Source organism: Exiguobacterium sp. s95, from assembly GCF_018618655.1.
GTDB classification, from domain to species: Bacteria; Bacillota; Bacilli; order Exiguobacteriales; family Exiguobacteriaceae; genus Exiguobacterium_A; species Exiguobacterium_A oxidotolerans.
This window is the reverse complement of record NZ_JACSMM010000001.1, coordinates 38,397-61,282: the sequence shown is the minus strand read 5'-3', so window position 1 is coordinate 61,282 and position 22,886 is coordinate 38,397. Positions and strand designations below refer to the sequence as shown.

Below are 22,886 nucleotides of genomic sequence, written 5' to 3'. Positions count from 1 at the left end.
AAAACCTGCCGGGCGAGATCGCCTGGCAGGCCTTTTTGTGTGCATTTACGTAATCGAAGTCACATGACCCGACTGTAATTGATACATTTTTTTATAGAGTCCGTCTTTCGCAATCAACGTTTGGTGATTTCCTTGTTCGACGACTTCCCCTTGATGTAACACAAGAATCAAGTCGGCGTCCTGAATCGTCGATAACCGGTGAGCGATTGCAATCGTCGTCCGCCCTTCGCGCATTCGTTTCAATGCCGTCTGGACTTTCTCTTCCGTCTCCGTATCGATTGAACTTGTCGCTTCATCCAAGATTAAGATTTTCGGATCACGCGCCATCGTTCGTGCAAATGAAATCAATTGCCGTTCTCCGGCTGAGAACGTTGCCCCGCGCTCGGCGACCGGGCTATCGTATCCCTCGTCAAGTTGGTGAATGAAACCATCCGCCTGAACGAAACGGGCCGCCTCTTCGACGGTTCCGAACGAAATCCGATCGTCAAACAACCGAATGTTATCAGCGACACTTCCCGTAAAGAGGAACGAATCCTGCAGGACAAGTCCGACGTGACGCCGTAATTCATCTTCCGGTAACTGTTCGAGCGGTTTTCCATCAATCAAAATTCGTCCCGACTGATAGGCATAAAACCGCATTAAGATGTTGATGATTGAACTTTTCCCGCTTCCCGTCTGACCGACAAGGGCAATCGTCTGTCCTTTTTTCGCTTCAAAGGTAATCCCTTTCAAGACTTCCGTCTCTCCATCATAACTGAACCGCACGTCTTCAAAGACGATATGTCCATCCGTGACGCTCGCTGCACCAGGCAACCCTTTCGTCGGTTCCGGCTCATCCGTATCGAGAACCTTAAACACACGGTCGGCCGAAACAATCGCCTGTTGGAATTCAGACAACCGTTGCATGATTTGTTGAACGGGTTGGAAAATGCGTTCAAGATAACTGATGAAGGCATAGACGACACCGACTTGAACCGTCTCCGTAAATGATAAGAACCCAAAGTACGTGACGAGTGTCGCGATTGAAAGCGCCAGCATCAGTTCAATGATTGGACGAAGTAACCAACTGTCGAGCTTTAAGTTTTTATAACGACCATTTTGGTGGGCGACGTTCGTCTCTTCAAATTCCGCCATCAATCGTTTTTCTTGGCGGAATTGCTGAATGATCGCCATCCCGTTGATTGATTCATTTAACTGCGCATTGATTTTCGATAACAAATCGCGGACTTCTGCATAATATTTCGTCGAGTACTTGCGGTAGATCCAGATGACGAAATAAAATACAGGCAGTAAAACAAGTGCGATTGTCGCAAGCGTCGGGTCCAAGAAATAGAGGAAGATATAAGTTCCGATCAATTGGACACCACTTTGGACAAACGTCGAGAGGACGCCGATGTAGAGTTCCTTGATCGCTTCCGTATCATTCGTGATCCGCGAGACTAAAACCCCAGCCGGTGTCCGGTCAAAGTAAGCGAGTCGCAGGTGCATGACGTGACGAAACACATCAATCCGTAAGCGCTGAATGACTTTTAACGCGATTTTTTGAAATTCAAAGGCTTGCAAATAATCGACGATAATCCCTGTCGTATGCAAGATGAGGTAGGCACTAAATAATAAGGCGACTTCCTGGACTGGATAATTGCCAGTCGTGACATAGTTGTCAATGAAGATTTTAACTAAATAAGGTCCTCCGAGTTTCGCACCCGTCGTGACCAATAAGAGAAGGAATGCCAGAAAGACTTGTTTCTTAAAGGGACCGACAAACCGAAGCAGACGCTTCAAGACGTCTTTTTCATTGATATCATGATTCAAACGGTCCACCCCCTTGTTCAACTAATGATTCGAGTTGTTGATGGTCATACGTTTCTTTATACCAGCCTTTTCGCCGCAACAATTGTTCATGTGTCCCCCGTTCGATAATCCGTCCCGCGTCGAGAACGATGATTTCGTCCGTATGGGAGACGGCCGACAAACGATGGGCGACGATGATTTGCGACTGTTCGTTATCAGCTGTCCGGAAATGATCGATGATCGCCTCTTCTGTCTTCGCATCGACGGCCGATAACGCGTCATCGAGCACTAAAATCGGACAGTCGGCGAGTAACGCCCGGGCAATCGAAATCCGTTGTTTTTGTCCACCGGATAACGTCACGCCGCGTTCTCCAACCATCGTCGCGTAACCTTCTTTAAAACCAAGAATATCGTCATGGACAGCAGCAACACGAGCTGCTTCCATGATTTGTTCCATCGAAGCGTCCGGTTTCGCAAAAGCGATATTGTCCGCAATCGATGCTGAGAACAAGAAATGGTCTTGCGGGACGACGGCGATCTGCTTCCGGACCGTTTCGCGGAGGAGTTGTTTAATATCTTGCCCTCCCATTCGAATAGCCCCTTGTTTGACATCATATTCGCGGGTTAATAACCGGACAAACGTCGACTTCCCAGCACCTGTCCGCCCGACGATTCCGAGCGACTTTCCAGGCTCGAGTGTGACATCAATCTGTTCGAGAACCGGCTGTGTGTCATAGATAAAACGGTCAATCGCGATATCGAGTCGTGGTGAATCGACGGTCGTCACCGCTTCCTTCGCATCTTTAATTTCCGGCTCCACGGCAAGCATCCGTTCGATTCGATCATACGAAGCACGTCCTCGTTCGACGATATTGAATAACCAGCCGAATGCAAGCATCGGCCACGTCAAGAGACCTAAGTATGTAGTGAAGGCGACGATGTCACCGATCCGGATTTCCCCTTGTTGTAACAAATATGCTCCGTACCCGACGGCGATGATATACGATAAACCGACGAGTCCAAAAATCGTTGGATCAAACAACGCATCAATTTTCGCGACACGACGGTTTTTTTGAACGACGTCGTCCGATAACGATGTGAATGTCGTCACGTCTGACTCGACTTCACCCGTCGCTTTTAAAACACGGACGCCACTGATACTTTCTGCTACTTTGTCATTCAAGTCAGAAAAGGCTTCCTGTGCATCATGAAAACGGGAATGCAGCATCTTTCCGTAACGCGATGTCAAGTAGACCATCAACGGCATCGGCAGAAGGGAAACGACCGTCAGTTTCCAACTGATTGTCGTCACCATCATGACGACGACAAAACCTCCCATTGTCACAGAATCGACGAGCGTCAAAATCCCTGCCCCTGCCGTCATTGAAACCGCTTGGACATCATTCGTCGCATGCGCCATTAAGTCTCCACTTCGATATTTCTTATAAAACGATTGGTCTAAATCTGAAAAGTGACCATAAAGCTGACTCCGCAACAACCGGCCCAGCCGGATCGATGCGCCGAAGATGTGAAAACGCCAAAAGTAACGGATAACGTAGGTCGAGACTCCGATCAATACGAGCACCCCGGCGAGTGTAAACAATCGCTCTTTCGTCAATGTACCGTCACTTAATCCATTGACCGTCGTCCCGATGACTTTTGGTGGAATCACTTCGAGACCTGCGACAAAAATCAAACAAATGATACCGATGCTATATGCTTTCCATTCGAGTCGAAAAAACCAACTCAATTTCTTGAAGACTCCCATTCAAGTCTCCCCCCCTTTTTCAAATCAATTGAGTATTTTAAATAGTCTCACATTTTAGATTAGCCATCTTTCCAGTAAATAGCAAACAAAAAGGAGACCACAAGGGTCTCCTTTTGAAACTGCTTATTTTTTAGGTGATTTCATCGAACCACTCATTGAACGCATCACTTGGTTGACTTTCTTTTGTGATGGCTTTTGACCCATTTGCATCATCAATGTCTTAATCATATCTTCGTTGATTGGCGGGTTTTGCTCCAAATAGTTCATCATGTATCGACGAGCGATATAGAAACCAAGGGCGACACCTGCTACCAAGCAAAGAAGGGCAATTAAAATCCAAATCCATGTAGCCAAGTTGCTTCCTCCTCTAACTTAAAACGTCGCTTTTTACTATACTATAATTCTAACCGTTTGCATAGATAATGCATGAAAAAGGTGCGCATGAACGCGCACCTGTTCCACTTATCCGAGTTGCTTGACTGTTTCCAAGATATTTTCGACAGACATGCCGTACTCTTTTAATAGAAGGTCTCCTGGAGCCGATGCGCCGAAACGATCGATTCCGATGACTTGTCCTTCTGTTCCCACGTACTTGTACCAACCGAGTGACGCGCCTGCTTCGATCGCAAGACGTTTCGTGATCCGTTTTGGTAAGACAGATTCTTTGTACTCAGCTGTTTGCGCTTCGAACAACTCCCATGATGGAAGTGAAACGACCGCAACCTTTTCACCCAGTTGTTTTTGTGCTTCGACGAGCAAGTGAACTTCTGAACCCGTTCCCATCAAGATTGTATCTGCTGTGTTTACGTCACCTGCGATGACATAACCACCCTTTTCAGCACCTTCGACTGTCGTGCCTTCCAGTTCAGGTAAACCTTGACGCGTCATAACGAGCAACGTCGGTTTGTTTTTCGATTGAACAGCTGTTTTCCAAGCGGCAATCGTTTCTTTTCCGTCTGCCGGACGATAGACCGTCAAGTTCGGCATCGCACGGAAACTCATCAAGTGTTCGACTGGCTCGTGTGTCGGACCATCTTCTCCCACTGCGATCGAGTCATGCGTCAAGACGAAGATTGATTGAATCCCCATCAATGCTGCAAGACGGACTGCCGGGCGCAAGTAGTCTGAGAAAACGAAGAATGTCGCACCGTAAGGGATGACGCCACCGTGAAGTGCCATTCCGTTAACAGCTGCTGCCATCGCGAACTCACGGACACCGAACCAAATGTTACGGCCGCTTGGATCGATATCGAAGTCAGCTTCGCCTTTTAGCATCGTATTGTTCGAACCAGCTAAGTCAGCTGATCCCCCGAAGATTGATGGGATGTTTTTCGCAAGAGCGTTTAAGACTTCTCCACTCGTCTGACGTGTTGCTTTTTTCGATGTCAGATCATATGTCGGAAGATCTGCTTCCCAGTTGCTCGGCAATTCATTGTTGATCGCTTGAACAAGCTCAGCGTGCAATTCCGGATGTGCTGCTTTGTATTGCTCCATTTTTTCCGTCCATGCTGCTTCTGTATCAGCGCCACGTTTTTCGATGCGCTCCTCGAACAAGTCTTTGACTTCTTCCGGTACATAGAATTCTTCATGATCCCAAACGTAGCTTGCTTTCGTCAACTTGATTTCCGCATCGCCGAGTGGTGCACCGTGTGAAGCCGATTTCCCTGATTTGTTCGGCGAACCGAATCCGATAACCGTTTTGACTTCGATCAATGTCGGTTTTGTTGTTTCCGCTTTCGCCGCGTCGAGTGCTTTTGAAATCGAATCGATATCCGTTCCATCTTCAACACGGATGACTTGCCAGTTGTATGCTTCAAAACGTTGTTGGACGTTTTCAGAGAATGACTTGTCCAAGTCACCATCTAACGAGATATCGTTTGAATCATACAGGACGACGAGTTTACCAAGACCTAAATGTCCTGCGAGTGAAGCTGCTTCTGCTGAAACACCTTCCATTAAATCACCGTCTCCGCAAATGCCATACGTGAAGTGATCCACGACATTTAAGTCGTCACGGTTGTATTTCGCTTCGAGGTGACGTTCTGCCATCGCCATCCCGACGGCCATCGCGATGCCTTGTCCGAGTGGACCAGTCGTCGCATCGACACCTGCTGTGTGACGGTATTCCGGGTGACCCGGTGTTTTTGAGTTCCATTGACGGAATGACTTCAAGTCATCCATCGCGAGGTCGTATCCTGATAAATGGAGGAGTGAGTAGAGAAGCATTGAACCGTGTCCTGCTGAAAGTACAAAACGGTCACGGTTAAACCATTCTGGATTTTTAGGGTTGTGGTTCATATGATCCGCCCATAATGTAAATGCCATCGGTGCTGCACCCATCGGCATTCCCGGGTGGCCCGAGTTCGCTTTTTGTACTGCATCAATTGATAAGGTACGAATCGTATTTACTGCTAGTAATTCTACTGTTGTCATGTTCGTCAAAACAATCATCCTCTCTCTTTTTCACAAATTCTATATCATTTTAGCACACACAGAAATGTGATACAACTTTTCTAAATAGTATGTCACATTAAAATGAATGCGCTCTCTATTGCCCTTTTCAAGCGACTTTCATGATACACATTACTGATTTTCCCATTAAAAAAGCTACCTCGCTCACGGATTGAGCGACGCAGCTTTCATTCATACAAAACTTGCTTACTGTTTATTGCGTTCTTCTTCTTGTGCTTGCTTCAATTTTTCAGGCGTAACATCCGTTCCTTCTTCATCAACGATTTTGATGCCCATCATTTGATTTTTGAACGAACCACGAAATGCTTCTAAATAGGCCGTTCTTAATTCTTTTTGTTCCGCCGTCTCAGCTTCCGTTAACGGTTCGACTTTTGATTTATTGGCAAGTTCATTAATTCGATCGAGTTGTTCTTGTGATAACATAATATCCCTCTTTCTCTTTGACTCAACGTGGAGCACTTTAATAGTAACCTTACTGTAAAAGACCCGAAAAAAAAAAGCAAGTTTGTCGCGTCAAGATGACACAACACCTGCTTTCATTCATAAGACTGGACAACTTCTTTATATTCAAGATAACGCCGATTGACCGTCGCTTTCGAAATATCATGCCCCATGCCGCGTAAGGTCGTCGCGATGTCAGCAAACGTCAAACCAAGTTCACGTAATCGAACGATTTCTTCAATCGGGACTTCCTTTCGACTGCGGCCGGCATTCTCGCCTTGCCGATTGAGATTTTGTTCGGGTCTAAAACCATTATCGACAGCCCGTCGCATGCCGCGTGCGATTTTTGCATTGTGGAGCTTACGCTGGTATTCCTCAACGAGTGAAACGATTTCGAGGACCATCGCTTCCGCATCTGCCAGTTGGTATTCACCGTCTGACTCCATCGTCATCAACTGGACATCATGTTTTTTGAACGTATGCAAAATCGCGATTTTGGCGTTTCCTCGTCCGATTCGTGTATCGTCCGTCACGAGCACCGCTTCCACCAGATGACGCGTTACATAATCAAGAACGGTCAACATCCCTTCTCGCTCTACATCATAGCCACTTTCTTTTTCGACGATGATATCTATGATTTCAAATCCTTTTGTTAAAGCGAGTCCCGACAGTTCTGCTCTTTGCCGCTCCAGTGAGCTCTCTTGTGCTTCTTTTTCCGTCGAGACGCGACAGTAGATTACTACTTTCATCGTACCTCACACCCCTGTTCGTTCATTCAACAACTTTTATATTCTGTCATTGTTGTGCGATTGGTACAACGATTTTGTCTTTCGAAATGACATGTTTTGTTTCGAGCTCATTGTTCTTGATCAGCCAGTCGATGTATTCTTGATTCGTCATCGAACCATCATTGTAGACTTCAGCTACTTGTTCGACTGTTACGTTCTCATCTACCGTGACTGACGCCGTAAGTAATCGGTGGACCTTTTCATCCGGTCGTGGTGTTAAAAGAAAAAGAATGAAAGCAAAACTGAGCGTATAAAACAGAATTGAAAAGGCATGAGTACGAATAGAATGAATCATCATGAATCCCTCCAAATAGGTTATTAGAATAAATGTTCTCGGAACAATTGTTCGCATAATCTATAATAAACACAGAACCAGTGTTCGGTCAATACAAAAACATCGAACAATTGTTTGTGCGCTCATTTGTTCTATGTTATAGTAATTCTAGAAACATATATTCCTAAATCCTAAAAAAACCAATCCGGAAAGAGGTGGCAATTCGTATGCGGAAAATGTCTAAACGTCAACAAGAAATCCTTGACTACATCATCGCTGAAGTGAAGTTAAAGGGCTATCCACCTTCAGTTCGCGAAATTGGTGAAGCTGTTGGTCTTGCTTCAAGCTCAACGGTACACGGTCATTTGGATCGTCTAGAAAAACGTGGACTGATTCGCCGTGACCCGACGAAACCACGCGCGATTGAAATATTGCTTGATAAACCTGAAGAAATCAACGAAGCGATCGTCCATGTCCCCGTTATCGGCAAGGTAACTGCCGGACTTCCGATCACTGCGATTGAAAACATAGAAGAGCATTTCCCACTCCCTGCACATTATGTAGGAAATGAAACCGTCTTTATGTTGACGATTGATGGCGAATCGATGATTAATGCAGGTATTCTTGATGGCGATCGTGTTATCGTGCGTCAACAAAACACAGCAGAAAACGGGGAGATTGTCGTTGCGATGACCGAAGATAGTGAAGCGACAGTCAAACGGTTCTTCTTAGAAGATCAACAGGTACGTCTTCAACCAGAAAATGACTCGATGGACCCGATGTATTTCGATAACGTGTCGATTCTTGGCAAGGTCATCGGCGTTTACCGGACGATTCACTAAGAGAGGGACCAGCTAAGCTGGTCTTTTTTCATGCCTTCTGGAAATGTACATGATACGGTCAACTCCGTTGCCCTAACGGGATATGTTGTTTATTCGGTCGCAACGAACCAAACGGATTGGCTCCCGACCGCTGTCGGAATCGCCGTCGGGACCTTATGGCTTTCGCCCGACTTAGACTTAAAATCGGAACCTTACTATCGTTTTGGCCCTTTGCGTGTCCTTTGGATGCCATACGTTAAAATTATGCCGCACCGCTCCATCTGGTCGCATGGCTTAATCATCGGAGATGTCATCCGCCTACTCTACAGTGCCGCTTTATTGATTCCGCTACTCTTTTTAGCCTTCTATAGTGAAATCATCCAAGCAAGCACGGTCGACTCATTGATTGACGTCATGCCTGCTTTTATTATCGGTGTGATGACCGCAAGTACGATTCATATCATCCTTGATCATACGAGTAGTTGGTTCCGCCCTAAAAAGAAACGAAAAAAACGTCGATCCTGACTTTTTCCATTCAATCATGGAAAAAGTCTTTTTATTATCCAATTCTAATTTTTTTAAACCTAAATATTGAAAATTTCGATTCCTATATTTCAATTATTTGTATTGAAAACGTTATCAATTCGGGTTAGGTTTAAATAGAAAGGCATTATTCGCTTTAATCCAAAGGGAGGGTTTTTGCATGAGTAATTTTATTAGTGAGATGATGGGAACATTGATTCTCGTCCTACTCGGGGATGGCGTCGTCGCCGGTGTCGTTCTGAAGAAAACCAAGTCTGAAAATGGTGGCTGGATTGTCATCACGCTCGCTTGGGGTCTCGCCGTTATGACCGGTGTTTACGTCGCGGCATCCAGTGGTGCCCACTTGAACCCAGCGGTTACTTTGTCGCTCGCGCTCAATTCTGACTTACCGTGGGCAGATGTACCTATCTATATCGCTGCTCAACTTGTCGGAGCATTCCTTGGCGCAGTACTCGTTTGGCTTCATTACATGAAACATTTTGAAGCGACAGAAGATCAAGCCGCAAAACTCGGTGTCTTCGCGACAGGTCCAGCAATCCGTCATACGGGATCAAACTTAGTATCTGAGATCATCGGGACATTCGTTCTCGTCTTTGGTATCTTGGCGCTTGGAGCGAATACGTTTGCAGACGGACTCAATCCATTGATCGTCGGTCTCCTCGTAGTCGTCATCGGTCTTTCGCTTGGTGGTACGACGGGTTATGCAATCAACCCTGCCCGTGACCTTGGTCCACGTATCGCCCACGCGATCTTACCGATTCCGGGTAAGGGATCATCAGACTGGGGTTACTCATGGATTCCGATTGTCGGACCAATCATCGGAGGCGCAATCGCCGTCTTCATCTATCAACTGCTATTTTGATTGAGCATTAGGTATCTTAACTATTCAAGGGGGACTCACAGATGGAAAACAAGTATATTTTAGCACTCGACCAAGGAACGACAAGCTCACGCGCCATCATTTTCGATCATGATGGTCAAATCGTCAACTCTGCTCAACGTGAATTCAAACAATACTTCCCACAACCAGGCTGGGTCGAGCATGATGCAAATGAAATCTGGGGTTCGATTTTAGCAGTCATGGCGGATGCACTCGGAACGGCTGACATCAAACCGAGTCAAATCGCGAGCATCGGAATTACGAACCAACGTGAAACGACAGTCGTCTGGAACAAGGAAACGGGAAAACCAGTTTATCATGCCCTTGTCTGGCAATCGCGTCAAACGGCCGACATTTGTGATGAGCTAAAAGAACAAGGACTCAATCAAAAATTCCGCGATAAAACTGGCTTACTCATCGATGCCTACTTCTCAGGAACAAAAGTCAAATGGATTCTAGATAACGTCGATGGTGCACGTGAGCAAGCAGAGAACGGGGAACTGCTCTTCGGTACAATCGATACGTGGCTCGTCTGGAAGCTCTCAGGTGGAAAAACACATATCACAGACTACACGAATGCCTCACGGACACTCATGTACAACATTTACGAACAACAATGGGATGACGAGTTACTTGAAATCCTGACTGTTCCTAAATCGATGTTGCCAGAAGTCCGTCAATCAAGTGAAGTCTACGACAACACAGTCCCGTATCACTTCTTCGGCTTCGAAGTTCCAATCGCCGGCATCGCCGGTGACCAACAAGCTGCCTTGTTCGGTCAAACGTGTTTTGAACCGGGCGAAGGGAAAAACACATACGGTACAGGTTGCTTCATGTTGATGAACACGGGCGAAAAAGCCGTTTCTTCAGACCACGGACTCCTGACGACGATCGCTTGGGGCGTCGACGGCAAAGTGGAATACGCACTCGAAGGTTCCATCTTCGTTGCCGGTTCTGCAATCCAGTGGTTACGTGACGGTCTCCGGATGCTGAAACATGCGAAAGACTCGGAAGGCTACGCCTTGAAAGTCGATTCAACAGACGGTGTCTACGTCGTTCCTGCTTTCGTTGGTCTCGGTGCACCGTACTGGGATAGCGATGTTCGTGGTGCAATCTTCGGATTGACACGCGGAACGGAAAAAGAACACTTTGTCCGTGCAACACTCGAGTCACTCGCTTACCAAACACGCGACGTCTTGACAGCGATGCAGCAAGATTCCGGCATCGAACTGAAAACGTTACGCGTCGACGGTGGAGCCGTCGCGAACGACTTCTTGATGCAATTCCAATCGGATATTCTCGGTGTTCCAGTTGACCGCCCGGAAATCAATGAGACGACGGCACTCGGTGCAGCCTACCTCGCTGGACTCGCTGTCGGCTATTGGAAAGATAAAGCTGAAATCAAAAAGCAGTGGAAACTCAACCATCAATTCACACCTGAAATGAAAGAAGACGATCGCGAAAAACGTTATGCCGGATGGCAAAAAGCGGTCGAAGCGACAATGGCATTCACACCGAACAAAAAAGCAGCCAACGCAAACGTCTAATCGAATAACGATGACTTTTGCACCACTCTATTAAAAAGAAGCGATTTCGATATCACTCGAAATCGCTTTTTTTTTTGTCTTTGACCTCTTAATTCATACACCTTCTCAATCCACACTAAAGAACTCCCCTCTAAGCGAACAGGCAGATACCTGACTTAGAAGGGAGATCGGTCTTACGCGAATCATTTAGGCGAATTCATTTTTCAATCCGTCAACGACTTCAGTCAGTGACTTCGATTGACCACTTAAAACAGCCGCGAGGAATGCCCCTTCGACGAGCGGCGCCTCGACAAATTGGACTGTTTTATCACCGCTATACAGTTCAAGGGCCAACTCCGTATTCATTGTTGCAGAACCGATATCCGTCAAGATAACACCGTCATCGTCGAGCGCATTCAACGTCTCTTCAATGCGCGAAGCATCTGTCCCGATGCTTCCATCCGCTAAACCGGCCGCTAGCAGGATTGGTGTATCCGGTGCCATTTCGGCAAGCAGTTCCTTTAGACCAGTCGCCAGTTTTTCACTGTGTGAAACGAGAATTACATTAACCATGTAGCACCTCCACGATTTCTTGTAACAAGAGTGCACTCGATAAAGAACCTGGATCTTGCACGCCGACTGTCGCGTCTCCAAAGTAGGAAGCCCGCCCTTTCGTCGCGACACGTTCTTTTGTATCACGGAGCGCTTGTTCGAGTGCAGCGTTTAAATCCGCCTCTTTGCTCAAGGCCTCATGGAAAGGTGTCCAAATGTCGACCATTGTTTTCTGACCGAATTCAGACTTTCCACGCATCTTGATGCCTTCCGTCGCTTCAACAAAAGCTTGTGCCAGTTCTTGCCCTTCCACTTCTTTTTTCCCTTTAAAGGCTCCGGCGAACTTGACGAACGCTGTTCCGTATAACGGACCAGACGCCCCACCGACCATCTTGATTAACGTCATCCCAACTTGTTTTGACAAATCACCTAAATCTTCATACTCACCATGTGCTTCTAGTTCTTTTTGGACGGCTTGAAAACCACGTGACATGTTAATCCCGTGATCACCGTCGCCGATTTCACGATCAAGATCGGTCAGTTCATCTTTATGGGCTTCAATCTGTGCTGCTGCCTTCAGTAAGCTTTCACGAAACTGTTCTGTCGTTAACTTCATTTCAATCCACCTCTTCTATTTCTTTTAAAAATTTTTAGTTTGATTAAAAACCGATTGCATTCGTTTTTGCGTCAAGGTAACCGACGAGCTCATCGTCGACCGGAAGTAACGTAATCGAGAAACCGTGCATCTCAAGCGATGTCATATAGTTTCCAACGTATGGACGGACGATGTCGTAGCCTTTTGCTTGTAATTGTTCCGCGACATACTTGTAGGTGATGTAGAGTTCCGATTCCGGCGTTCCACCCATACCATTGACCATGACAGCGACTTTTTTGTCTGTTACTTCTGCTGTCAGTCGGTCGAGCAGTTCCGTGACGATTGCTTCAACGGACGCAACCGGTTTCCGGTCGATTCCTTTTTCACCATGGATTCCAATTCCGATTTCCATCTCATCTTCATGTAAGTCGAAACCAGGTTTTCCGCTTTCCGGCATGTAACACGGTGAAAGTGCCATCCCAATCGAACGCACGCTTCCGATGACTTTCTCGGCAATTGCTTTGACTTCAGCAAGCGACTTGCCTTCCGCCGCTGCCGCACCAGCAATTTTATGGACAAAGACTGTACCCGCGACACCGCGGCGATCTTCTTCTTTTTTGATGGCGATGTCATCCTTTACGACAACCGTCTCGACTTCGATATCTTCAAGTTCTGCCAGTTCCTTCGCCATATCAAAGTTCATGACGTCCCCGGAATAGTTTTTAACGACGAGAAGTACGCCTTTACCAGCGTCTGCTGCCTTGATCCCTTCAAGGACCATATCTGGTGTCGGCGAGGTGAAGACCTCTCCACAAACTGCTGCAGCTAACATCCCGTCACCAATGAAACCAGCATGGGCTGGCTCATGCCCACTGCCGCCACCCGAAACGAGGGCAACTTTTCCGTTCAGTGGTTCTTTTCGTTTTACGACATTGACGCCGTCGACTTTCGCATATAAATCCGGATGAGCTAAAACGAGACCTTCCACCATATCTGATACGAATCGGTTGGCATCTTGCATTAATTTATCCATCTTGAACGCTCCTTCGTCTAACGAATTTTTGCACTACCACTTAGTCTTTACCACAATTCAAGCAAACTTATGTCAAGAAAACATATGAAAATATTGACCACTTAGTGTCCATTTTTGAGTACGGATGCTATGCTCATCTTACATGTCAAAAAAGGAGGAATTGTATCGTGTCTTCTTCATTCCAAGCAGGAATCAAAGCCTGTTTACCAACTGTTCTCGGTTATCTCGGAATCGGCTTTTCTGCCGGCATCGTCGGTCGTGCCTCCGGTTTATCCCCTCTTGAAGTCGGATTCATGTCCGTCTTCATTTACGCCGGTGCCGCCCAGTTCATCATCACAAGTCTTTTATTATTGAATAGTCCCGCTTCTGCCATCATCCTGACGACGTTCATCGTCAATCTCAGGCACTTATTGATGAGTCTGACGCTTGCACCGCATGTTGAGACCCGGCATATCCGTGATCGGATCGGCGTCGGGACATTACTGACAGATGAGTCGTTCGCTGTCGCGATGAATACTGCGCAAAAAGGAACGCTTTCCCCGTCTTTCATGCACGGCTTGAACCTGACTGCGTATCTCAGCTGGATCGTCGCAACTGTTCTCGGAGCACTCGTCGGCAGTTGGTTCCCTGATCCGGAGCGCTTCGGTCTCGACTTTGCCCTGACGGCGATGTTCATCGGCTTATTGTACTTACAGTTCGAAGGAGAACGTTCCCGCATTGCCGTGAACAGTTGCCTCTTACTGATCGTCTTACTATTGCTTTACATAACCATGCGCTACTTTTCTCCAGAAGTCGCCGTTCTTTGCGCGACGCTCGGTGGTGCAAGTATAGGAGTCGTGATCACACGATGGAAATCCGTCCAGAATTAATCGCTCTTTTTTTAGCTTGTGGACTCGTCACTTGGATTCCACGCGTCTTACCGTTTCTTGTCCTTCATGGACTGACGTTACCACGCCTCGTAACGGAATGGCTCTCCTTCATTCCGGTCTGCCTGCTTGGTGCCCTCTTTTTTCAAAATCTACTCATCGCGCAAGACGACGCGTTTCCGACGATTTCGACGCTTCATGTCTTCGCAGCACTACCGACGATGGCGGTGGCAATTTTCAGCAAAAGTCTATCCTGGACGGTCGTGACCGGTGTCGTCACCATGGCATTTCTACGATTGTATCTGTAAGCACCTCATTCATCTTTAACATGTTTCGATGCATCTCTTGTGTTATTTTTAAAATAAAAATTAATGGATAGTGAAGGAGGTCCTGATGTGCCGAATAAGCAGTTTGTATCCTATTTGATATTGCTGTGCGCGATTTTTCTGATCGCGAGTCAAATGGATATCCCCTATATGCTAAAACAAGGACTGGTCGCGTTGTACGTCGTCGCCTATTTCGGCGCGATGGTTGTTTCTCGCAAAATGAAAGTCAGGGCTCACAAACAATGACTCGAAAAAATCTCCTCTGGTCTTGAGAGACTGGAGGAGATTTTTGTGTTCACGTATTTGCTTGTACGTCCTGATAATCCGATTGATGTTCAAACTCTTTTTTCGCAAACGGACATAACGGCAGTAGCTTGACGTTAACTTCCCGTGCCCAGTTGACGATTTCGGCAACGAGTTGTTCGCCGATTTGCTGGTTCCGGTGCGCGGGATCGACATACGTATGATCGATGATCCACATGCCGTTGTTCGTGTCGCTGTAGGTGATTTCTCCAATCACTGCACCTTCCTGATGCGCTTCGATTTTACGTTCTGCTCGTTTCAGTTCCATTTGCTTCCCTCCGTTCATAAGATAAAGCACCACTTGGACAGCCATCAATCACACGCATGACTTCTTCTGCTTCCGCACGGTTCGCTTCAATCCATGGTCGTTTTTTGACATCGAACACGCTAGGCAGGCTCTTGACGCAGTGACCGGAATGAATGCACACTTCTGGATCAAAGTAGACAGTCACGTCTTTTCCCTCATAGCCTTTCTTCATATGGAACGCCTCCTTAGTATATTTTTCTATTCCTTAAATAGACGCATGCACCTTTCGAAAATCAAAAAATTAATAAAATCACAAAAATGTAAGCATCCATCAATTGAATTCTCACAAAAAACGCCCGAAATAAATTCAGACGTTCCAGGCTGTAGATAAACTCTAATGAAAGGTTTATACCGATATGCTTGCGTGTTGCACTTTCCTGTCTCGTCTCATCTTCAAAACGGCTGCACGACGGTCTAAAAAGCATCTCTCTTCCGTTGACTCCTACGGGAAAAAGTGCGTTTTTAACGCACTGTCAGAGGCAGGCAAGACCCTGCTCATTGCCCGAGAGGATCAAGGAGCAACGGCTTGCGCCTCGCCCGAGGAAAGCAACGGAAAAGAGAGATGCTTTTATCACTTTATGTTGCTTTGTCCACACGCTAAAAAACGCCCGAAATAAATTCGGGCGTTTCCAGTAGACTTAGAACAAGACCATGTACTGATCGCGTTCCCATTCCGTGACTTGTGTCCGGAACATATCCCACTCGATTTCTTTGAGCTCAACGAAGTGTTCCGCGATGTGATCGCCGAGTGCGTGCATGACGACGTCATCTGCTTTGAGTACTTCGAGTGCATGGCTGAGTGTTGATGGTAAATCATCGATGCCGTTCGCAACACGTTCTGGTTTGTCCATGACGTAGATGTTACGGTCGATTGGTGCAGGTGCTTGCAAGTTGTTTTTGATTCCGTCAAGACCTGACGCAAGCAATGTCGCAAGTGCAAGGTACGGGTTAGCCGCCGGGTCAACTGAACGAACTTCGATTCGAGTTGAAAGACCACGTGCAGCAGGAACTCGGACGAGCGGTGAACGGTTACGGGCTGACCATGCGACGTAGCAAGGTGCTTCATAACCAGGAACAAGACGTTTGTACGAGTTGACTGTCGGGTTACAGACAGCTGTGAAGGCACGAGCGTGCTTCAGGATACCTGCTGTGAAGGCGCGTGCATCGTCAGAGAGTTGCATGTTGCTGTTCTCTTCGTCGAAGAAGACGTTTTCGTTTCCTTTGAAGAGGGACATGTTCGCATGCATACCTGAACCGTTGACACCGAAGAGCGGTTTCGGCATGAATGTCGCGTGCAAGTTATGTTTCGCAGCAATCGTCTTAACGACGAGTTTAAACGTTTGGATGTTATCGGCAGTCGTGATCGCATCCGCATATTTAAAGTCGATTTCGTGTTGACCCGGTGCGACTTCGTGGTGTGACGCTTCGATTTCAAAGCCCATGTTTTCGAGCTCGATGACGATTTCTTTACGGCAGTTCTCACCGAGATCGACAGGTGCGAGGTCGAAGTATCCACCTTGGTCGTTTAATTCAAGTGTCGGGCGACCGTTTTCATCCTTTTTGAAGAGGAAGAATTCCGGTTCTGGTCCGACGTTGAATGAAGAGAAACCAAGCTCTTCCATTTCTTTAAGTACGCGTTTCAATTGACCACGTGGATCACCTGAGAACGATGTGCCATCTGGATTGTGAATGTCACAAATGAGACGTGCGACTTTACCTGTTCCATCTTCAGTCCATGGGAAGACAACCCATGTATTTAAGTCTGGGAAGAGATACATATCTGATTCTTCGATCCGGACGAATCCTTCAATCGACGAACCATCGAACATCATCTTATTATCAAGTGCCTTCTCCAATTGACTTACTGGAATTTCAACGTTCTTGATTGTACCGAGGATATCTGTGAATTGTAGACGAATAAACCGTACGTCCTCAGCTTTAGCGATTTTCATAATGTCTTCTCGTGTAATGTTGCGGCGTGTCATGTAACAGTTCCCCTCTCCGATTCTGTTTTTCATATATGGTAACAGGTACTTACTTGAAGAAACGCCCGAGCTCACCTTGGATGAGCGACGTTTTTCCAGGTTGACCTGCTTCCTTCAGTTGATTTTTCAGGAGTTTATACAACTCTCCATCGGATAGTTCCGGACGTGTCTTGACGACCGTCTCCGCAACGCGTTCTCGTTTGATGAGATCATTGTCAAAAATCATTTTAATCCCTGCGATATTCAGTCCCTGATCCAAATATTCCTTGATCGACAGTAAACGATCAACATCGTTGAACGAGTAGAGGCGGCGTTTCGTCTCTGTCCGTTCCGGTTTGATCAGTCCCTGTTCTTCATAGTAACGGATCTGCCGGGCAGATAACGCGGTCAACTCTTGAACGACTCCGATCGGAAACAGTGGCTTGGACTGTCGTGTTACGTCTGCCATGTCGTTCCTCCTTTTTCCTTACTCCATGAGAATAAACCTCTGTGAGGCAAGTTGTCAAGCTATGTCAGGAAAGTTAACACAACTTTCCCACAAGTCAGACAACCTGTCATCAAAGGTCTTTTCACAGTTTGTAATTATTTTAAACCCGCGTTTGCGGAAGCAATTGTTTTTCCATCAAATGGTCGACGGCAGAAATGATGGCGATTTTGACGTGACTAAATGTCAACCCGCCTTGGACGTAAGCCGTATAGGGCGCACGAATCGGTCCGTCTGCCGACAATTCGATCGACGACCCTTGGATGAATGTCCCTGCTGCCATGATGACATCATCCGCATATCCGGGCATATAGTCCGGAATCGGTAAAGCATGAGCATTGACCGGTGACGCCGCTTGAATCGCCTGACAAAAGGCAATCATCGGTTCCGGGGCATGGAACGAGACCGATTGAATCAAATCCGTCCGCTCTGCTGCGTAATGCGGTGCCGTATCGAAACCGAACTGCTCCATCATGCTCGACGTGAACATTGCCCCCATCAATGCCTGGCTGACCGTGTGCGGCGCCATATAGAAGCCTTGATACATGTCTTGGAGCGAGTAGAGCGACGGTCCCGCTTCCGCGCCGATGCCCGGAGTCGTCATTCGGAACGATGCCCGTTCGATCAAGTCCGTCCGTCCGACGAGGTAGCCGCCAGTTTTCGCGAGACCCCCACCCGGATTTTTAATCAGTGAGCCTGCCATCAAGTCAGCCCCGACGTGGGTCGGTTCCATCGTCTCGACGAACTCGCCGTAACAGTTGTCAACAAAGACGATGACGTCCGGATGGACGGCTTTAATCGTCGCAATCGCGTGACCGATTTCTTCGACCGGTAAGCTGCGCCGTGTCGCATAACCTTTCGACCGTTGAATCCCGACGACTTTCGTCTTGCTTGTGATCCGGGCGAGAACGGCATCGATATCAATCGTCTCCGCCTGTTTCATCTCGACGACATCATAGGTGACACCGAGTTCTTTTAGCGAGCCCCGCCCGTCACCCCGGATGCCGACGATTTCTTCGAGCGTGTCGTACGGTTTGCCTGTGATATACAGTAATTCGTCTCCCGGCAAGAGTAACCCGAACAACGCAATCCCGATCGCATGGGTCCCACTGATAATTTGCGCACGGCAAAGTCCGGCTTCTGCACCGAAGACGTCGGCATAAATCCGTTCGAGCGTATCGCGCCCTTCATCGTTATAGCCGTAACCTGTCGACGGCATGAAGTGAAAATCGCTGACTTTGTGTTTCCGGAACGCGTTCAAGACGCGAAACTGATTGTATTCCGCGATTTCTTGCGTCCGTTTGATCCCGGGAGCGATTCGCGTCTCCGCCGTCTCGATGAAGGGACGAATCGTTTCATAATGCGTTAATTCTGTAAACATGCTTACACCTCGTATTGTTTCAATGTCGAGTAGAGACGCGTGTCTTTACGCAAGTACCCTTTGAGCGTGACCGATCCATCCTCTTCATATTGTTCTTTTAAATTCATCATGACTTCTTTTGCCGGGTTGTAGTGGGCAAACGCCTCGACCGGAATCCGGATTTCGAGATATTCCAAAATCTCACTGATCGACTTTTCGATTTCGAGCGTTAACCGTTCGATATCAGTCGGATCGAGTGCTGAAATCAGCAATTTTCCGCCGGCGAACAAGTCTGTCAACTGGTCTTTTTTATTGAAGACTTCGAGTTGCGGAATATCACCCGCTCCGAGCTCATCGAGGACATCGTTCGTCGTCTGCATTTGGTTGAGATAATGTTCACTCGAAGCATCAATGACATGGAGGATTAAATCGGCTTCAAGCACTTCTTCCAGCGTCGAACGGAAGGCAGCAATCAGTTTCGTCGGAAGGTCCTGGATGAAACCAACCGTATCCGTCAACAGGATTTGTCCGCCTTCCGGTAAATCGAACTGACGTGTCAATGGATCGAGCGTCGCGAACAATTCATTTTTTTCATACGTGTCAGCATGCGTCAAGCGATTGAAAATCGTCGACTTCCCGGCATTCGTATACCCGACGAGCGCGATTTGGAACGTCTGATTTTCTTTACGGCGTTCCCGGTAACGCGCTCGGTGTGCGACCGATGTTTCGAGCTGTTTCTTGATTTCATCGACACGGCGACGGATGTGTCGACGGTCCGTCTCAAGTTTCGATTCACCCGGACCACGTGTCCCGATTCCGCCACCAAGACGTGACAGTTGCGTTCCTTGTCCACTGAGACGCGGTAACAAATAACTCATTTGCGCGAGCTCGACTTGAAGTTTCCCTTCCCGTGACTGAGCACGCCCGGCGAAGATATCGAGAATCAATTGGGTCCGGTCAATCAATTTGATCGATTCCGGGTCTTCAAGTGCAATCCGGATGTTCTTCATCTGACCGGGTGTGACTTCTGCATTAAAAATAATTAAATCCGGTTCGAGTTCTTCCGCTAGCGCGACCAGTTCCTCGACCTTCCCTTTTCCGATAAATGTACGCCGATCGACTGCCTGCCGTTTTTGATCGAGTCGTCCAACGACGACCCCGTGCGCAGTCGTGACGAGTGCTTCAAGCTCCGCGACCGATTCTGCATAAATATGGTCTGCCACATCGGGGAGCTGACAACCGACGACAATAACGCGTTCTGACATAAAATCATTCCTTTCAAGATAAAGACATTCTGCGTCCCTAATCATACCACACGCCGCTATCCGTCTGAACTTTTTTGGACAGGAAACATTCGTTCGGTTTATGATAAGAATAACAAGGTTGAAGGAGGCGGAACATGGCACGCGAACGACTGGATTATACGTTGCCCGAGTTCATCGAACGGTATCTCCTCTATTTAACGGTCAGCGGTCGACAGGACTCGACCGTCCGACGCTACCGTTATGATTTAATCGAGGTCCACCGCTACATGACAGAAGTCGACCAACCGTTCGAGACGATTGATGATTTTAAAGCGATTCCGCTCGATTCCTGGAAGACATTCATCAACGAATACTTGATCGAAGAAAAACTCTATAAACAAGCGACGGTCGCCCGAATCGTCACCGTCATCAATCAACTGAACTATCAAATCCGACAATCAAAAGCAAAACTAATTGAGTATGCCCAGCCGACCCATGAGCTCGGTCCACACCATGTCGCTTCACAGGAAGAATATGACCAGTTGATCCGGACGAATCAGTCCGACCGCGGTTTGACCGATCACCAGCTCGTCGCCCGTCCCTACTTGATCGACCGCAACGAATTGATTTTACGATTGTTCTACCGGTACGGATTACGTGTTCACCACATCATCGGACTGAAGATGCAAGACCTCAATTTTGCCCAGCAAGAGATGCTCGTCCACGACCGGCTCGGGAACACGTATAAACTACAAATCGAGCGCGAGGATCAGGACGTCATGCTCCGTTACTTGAAGACCGTTCCGGAACCTGTCCGTCCACGGTATCATACAACGGACCCGTTTTTCGTCGCCTTCGACTTCGCCCGGATGACGTTCCGCTGGCTCTACAGTAAAAATGCGCCGAAGCAACTTTCGATCGTCATGATCACGAAAATGATGCGGCAACTCAATGAACGGTCGGATAATAAACGGTTGATCACGCCGTCGATGCTCCGTAACAGCTTCATCTTGAAAACGTATTTCGACGAGATGACGACAGAAGACCGCCTGACGAAGACCTGTCTCTATAAAGACGTCTCGTTACGGCGGTACGCGGAGGCATTTGACGAATTAAAGACGTTATTATGACGTGTCGCGACAAAAAGCCAGCCTCTTTTTCATCTACCATTCGTCATCCTCCACAAAAAAAAGATGAAACGTCACTTCGCAGTGACCTTTCATCTAAATGGATTGCATTTCTTACAAGATGGCCCCCGCGGCCGTCTTGTTTAACGCGATACTTCTTCCGTTTCCTCTTGTTCGTACAACGTCACGTTACGTGCCGGCGCGAACGTCGAAATGGCATGCTTATAAATCAGTTGTTGTTTTCCTTCTGATTCTAGGATTACCGTGAAGTTATCGAATGATTTGATTAATCCCCGTAATTGATACCCACTGATTAAGAAGACGGTTGTTGGAACCGCATCTTTTCGTAATTGATTTAAAAAATAGTCTTGAATGTTGTATGTCGCTTTCATAAGACCCCGTGCCCCCTCTATTTTATCTGTTTCTGTCTTCAGGCCAGTCCGAGTTAACCGCTTTCAGAAACCCTACTGTTCTATCATAGATAATTTTGAAGTTTTGTTCAAATGAAATCGTTCCCATTTCTACCCAAACGCCATCAAATTGATGACGGAACCAGGTTAACTGCCGTTTTGCGAAGCGTCGCGTGTTACGTTTCAACTGTTCGACCGCCGGTTCAAGTGGCGCGCCACTCAAAACAGGGACGATTTCCTTGTAGCCGATTGCTTGCATCGCTTTCGTATCGGCGAAGCCGGCGTCAACAAGCTGCCGGACTTCCTCGACGAGTCCCTGCCCCACCATCAAATCGACCCGCTCATTGATTCGGTCATATAAGCGATCCCGGTCGTCCATATGTAAGACGAACAGCAAGCTCTCATATAAGCTCGGTTCACTACCGGACGTTTGTGTCTGTCCACTCTCGGCGACTTCAATCGCCCGGACGACCCGTTGCACATTGTTCGGATGAATTTCCTCTGCCCGATTCGGATCGAGTTGACGCAAGCGTTCATGGAGTGCGACTACGCCTTGCTCCGCTGCAAATTGTTCCAGCTCCTGCCGCAATTCTTTATTTTCCGCTTGTGCTGTAAATTGATAGTCATACAAAATCGCCCGGATGTATAACCCGGTCCCGCCGACGATGATTGGCAATTTCCCTCGACCTGCAATGTCCGCAATCGCCTGACGTGCCAGCGTCTGAAAACGAGCAACACTCATCTCATCATCCGGATTGACAAGGTCGAGCATATGATGCGCTACACCGTCCATTTCTTCTTCTGTCACTTTCGCTGAACCGATGTCCATTCCTTGATAGACCTGAACGGAGTCACCGGAGATGATTTCACCATTCAAGCGCTTCGCTAATTCTATACCTGTCTTCGTTTTTCCGACCGCAGTCGGACCGACGATGACGATGACTGGTTGTTTCACTATGCATCACCATTCCTACACTGATCATTTTTGAT

The 22,886-nt window shown here is 47.4% G+C and carries 26 protein-coding genes; 8 read left to right on the top strand and 18 right to left on the bottom strand.

What is annotated here, in order from left to right:
• Window positions 1-45 precede the first annotated feature (45 nt).
• The 7 genes from KNP99_RS00300 to yneA all read right to left on the bottom strand — a co-directional run bounded on the left by KNP99_RS00300 (window position 46) and on the right by yneA (window position 7,555).
• Window positions 46-1,812, bottom strand: a complete 1,767-nt coding sequence (locus tag KNP99_RS00300; RefSeq protein WP_214801143.1) for an ABC transporter ATP-binding protein — start codon at window positions 1,810-1,812, stop codon at window positions 46-48.
• Window positions 1,802-3,559 (bottom strand): ABC transporter transmembrane domain-containing protein, encoded by a 1,758-nt coding sequence (locus tag KNP99_RS00295; protein ID WP_214767391.1) that lies wholly within the window; start codon window positions 3,557-3,559, stop codon window positions 1,802-1,804. The genes KNP99_RS00300 and KNP99_RS00295 overlap by 11 nt, the downstream gene beginning before the upstream one ends.
• Before the next feature lie 123 nt (window positions 3,560-3,682).
• A complete protein-coding gene (locus KNP99_RS00290) occupies window positions 3,683-3,913 on the bottom strand; it encodes a YneF family protein (RefSeq protein ID WP_012370001.1) in 231 nt (76 codons plus the stop codon).
• A gap of 108 nt (window positions 3,914-4,021) precedes the next feature.
• Window positions 4,022-6,010, bottom strand: a complete 1,989-nt coding sequence (tkt, locus tag KNP99_RS00285; protein WP_088836762.1) for a transketolase — start codon at window positions 6,008-6,010, stop codon at window positions 4,022-4,024.
• A gap of 207 nt (window positions 6,011-6,217) precedes the next feature.
• Window positions 6,218-6,454 (bottom strand): DUF896 domain-containing protein, encoded by a 237-nt coding sequence (locus KNP99_RS00280; RefSeq protein ID WP_029333302.1) that lies wholly within the window; start codon window positions 6,452-6,454, stop codon window positions 6,218-6,220.
• Window positions 6,455-6,567: 113 nt separating this feature from the next.
• Window positions 6,568-7,221 (bottom strand): YneB family resolvase-like protein, encoded by a 654-nt coding sequence (locus KNP99_RS00275; RefSeq protein ID WP_088836761.1) that lies wholly within the window; start codon window positions 7,219-7,221, stop codon window positions 6,568-6,570.
• A 46-nt stretch (window positions 7,222-7,267) separates the two neighbouring features.
• Window positions 7,268-7,555 (bottom strand): cell division suppressor protein YneA, encoded by a 288-nt coding sequence (gene yneA / locus KNP99_RS00270; protein ID WP_214767387.1) that lies wholly within the window; start codon window positions 7,553-7,555, stop codon window positions 7,268-7,270.
• A 206-nt stretch (window positions 7,556-7,761) separates the two neighbouring features.
• Between yneA and lexA the strand changes: the two genes are divergently transcribed.
• The 4 genes from lexA (at window position 7,762) to glpK (ending at window position 11,325) form a co-directional block, all read left to right on the top strand.
• Complete coding sequence (gene lexA, locus KNP99_RS00265) at window positions 7,762-8,376, top strand: transcriptional repressor LexA (protein WP_029333297.1); 615 nt, start codon at window positions 7,762-7,764, stop codon at window positions 8,374-8,376.
• 30 nt (window positions 8,377-8,406) lie between these two features.
• Window positions 8,407-8,880, top strand: coding sequence for a metal-binding protein (locus KNP99_RS00260; RefSeq protein WP_088836760.1), 474 nt, complete (start codon window positions 8,407-8,409; stop codon window positions 8,878-8,880).
• Window positions 8,881-9,058: 178 nt separating this feature from the next.
• Complete coding sequence (locus KNP99_RS00255; RefSeq protein WP_088836759.1) at window positions 9,059-9,760, top strand: MIP/aquaporin family protein; 702 nt, start codon at window positions 9,059-9,061, stop codon at window positions 9,758-9,760.
• A 41-nt stretch (window positions 9,761-9,801) separates the two neighbouring features.
• Complete coding sequence (gene glpK, locus KNP99_RS00250; RefSeq protein ID WP_214767385.1) at window positions 9,802-11,325, top strand: glycerol kinase GlpK; 1,524 nt, start codon at window positions 9,802-9,804, stop codon at window positions 11,323-11,325.
• Between the two features lie 186 nt (window positions 11,326-11,511).
• Here glpK and dhaM read toward each other — a convergent pair whose 3' ends face one another.
• From dhaM to dhaK, 3 genes are read right to left on the bottom strand one after another with little or no spacing between them, the layout of a single operon-like run.
• Window positions 11,512-11,877 (bottom strand): dihydroxyacetone kinase phosphoryl donor subunit DhaM, encoded by a 366-nt coding sequence (dhaM, locus tag KNP99_RS00245; protein WP_088836757.1) that lies wholly within the window; start codon window positions 11,875-11,877, stop codon window positions 11,512-11,514.
• The gene (gene dhaL, locus KNP99_RS00240; RefSeq protein WP_215192946.1) at window positions 11,870-12,472 is read right to left on the bottom strand and encodes a dihydroxyacetone kinase subunit DhaL; all 603 of its coding nucleotides are present in this window, start codon (window positions 12,470-12,472) and stop codon (window positions 11,870-11,872) included. The genes dhaM and dhaL overlap by 8 nt, the downstream gene beginning before the upstream one ends.
• Window positions 12,473-12,515: 43 nt before the next feature.
• Entirely contained in the window at window positions 12,516-13,484 is a 969-nt protein-coding gene (dhaK, locus tag KNP99_RS00235) for a dihydroxyacetone kinase subunit DhaK (RefSeq protein WP_029333284.1), read from the bottom strand.
• A 167-nt stretch (window positions 13,485-13,651) separates the two neighbouring features.
• On the opposite strand from dhaK, the gene KNP99_RS00230 reads away from it, so the two are divergent.
• The 3 genes from KNP99_RS00230 (at window position 13,652) to KNP99_RS00220 (ending at window position 14,922) form a co-directional block, all read left to right on the top strand.
• Window positions 13,652-14,353: an AzlC family ABC transporter permease gene (locus tag KNP99_RS00230; RefSeq protein WP_088836756.1), complete on the top strand. Its 702-nt coding sequence runs from the start codon at window positions 13,652-13,654 to the stop codon at window positions 14,351-14,353.
• Complete coding sequence (locus KNP99_RS00225; RefSeq protein WP_088836755.1) at window positions 14,332-14,658, top strand: AzlD domain-containing protein; 327 nt, start codon at window positions 14,332-14,334, stop codon at window positions 14,656-14,658. Before KNP99_RS00230 ends, KNP99_RS00225 begins: the two co-directional genes overlap by 22 nt.
• An 87-nt stretch (window positions 14,659-14,745) precedes the next feature.
• The gene (locus KNP99_RS00220; protein ID WP_157898466.1) at window positions 14,746-14,922 is read left to right on the top strand and encodes a hypothetical protein; all 177 of its coding nucleotides are present in this window, start codon (window positions 14,746-14,748) and stop codon (window positions 14,920-14,922) included.
• Between the two features lie 49 nt (window positions 14,923-14,971).
• Here the strand turns inward: KNP99_RS00220 and KNP99_RS00215 are convergent, their stop codons facing one another.
• The 6 genes from KNP99_RS00215 to hflX form a co-directional block, all read right to left on the bottom strand.
• Window positions 14,972-15,247 (bottom strand): GNAT family N-acetyltransferase, encoded by a 276-nt coding sequence (locus KNP99_RS00215; protein ID WP_088836754.1) that lies wholly within the window; start codon window positions 15,245-15,247, stop codon window positions 14,972-14,974.
• Complete coding sequence (locus tag KNP99_RS00210; RefSeq protein ID WP_088836753.1) at window positions 15,222-15,458, bottom strand: (4Fe-4S)-binding protein; 237 nt, start codon at window positions 15,456-15,458, stop codon at window positions 15,222-15,224. The genes KNP99_RS00215 and KNP99_RS00210 overlap by 26 nt, the downstream gene beginning before the upstream one ends.
• Before the next feature lie 466 nt (window positions 15,459-15,924).
• Window positions 15,925-17,271, bottom strand: a complete 1,347-nt coding sequence (gene glnA, locus KNP99_RS00205) for a type I glutamate--ammonia ligase (protein ID WP_088836751.1) — start codon at window positions 17,269-17,271, stop codon at window positions 15,925-15,927.
• Between the two features lie 49 nt (window positions 17,272-17,320).
• Window positions 17,321-17,719, bottom strand: coding sequence for a MerR family transcriptional regulator (locus KNP99_RS00200; RefSeq protein WP_029333272.1), 399 nt, complete (start codon window positions 17,717-17,719; stop codon window positions 17,321-17,323).
• 139 nt (window positions 17,720-17,858) lie between these two features.
• A complete protein-coding gene (locus KNP99_RS00195) occupies window positions 17,859-19,136 on the bottom strand; it encodes a methionine gamma-lyase family protein (RefSeq protein ID WP_088836750.1) in 1,278 nt (425 codons plus the stop codon).
• Between the two features lie 2 nt (window positions 19,137-19,138).
• A complete protein-coding gene (gene hflX / locus KNP99_RS00190) occupies window positions 19,139-20,380 on the bottom strand; it encodes a GTPase HflX (RefSeq protein WP_088836749.1) in 1,242 nt (413 codons plus the stop codon).
• 134 nt (window positions 20,381-20,514) lie between these two features.
• Here hflX and KNP99_RS00185 point away from each other — a divergent pair, with 134 nt between their 5' ends.
• Window positions 20,515-21,489: a tyrosine-type recombinase/integrase gene (locus KNP99_RS00185; protein ID WP_215192945.1), complete on the top strand. Its 975-nt coding sequence runs from the start codon at window positions 20,515-20,517 to the stop codon at window positions 21,487-21,489.
• 140 nt (window positions 21,490-21,629) lie between these two features.
• Here the strand turns inward: KNP99_RS00185 and hfq are convergent, their stop codons facing one another.
• Together hfq and miaA are read right to left on the bottom strand one after the other, a co-directional pair.
• On the bottom strand, window positions 21,630-21,878 hold the full coding sequence (gene hfq, locus KNP99_RS00180) for an RNA chaperone Hfq (protein WP_029333264.1): 249 nt from the start codon (window positions 21,876-21,878) through the stop codon (window positions 21,630-21,632).
• Between the two features lie 22 nt (window positions 21,879-21,900).
• A complete protein-coding gene (gene miaA, locus KNP99_RS00175) occupies window positions 21,901-22,854 on the bottom strand; it encodes a tRNA (adenosine(37)-N6)-dimethylallyltransferase MiaA (RefSeq protein ID WP_088836747.1) in 954 nt (317 codons plus the stop codon).
• Between the last annotated feature and the right edge of the window lie 32 nt (window positions 22,855-22,886).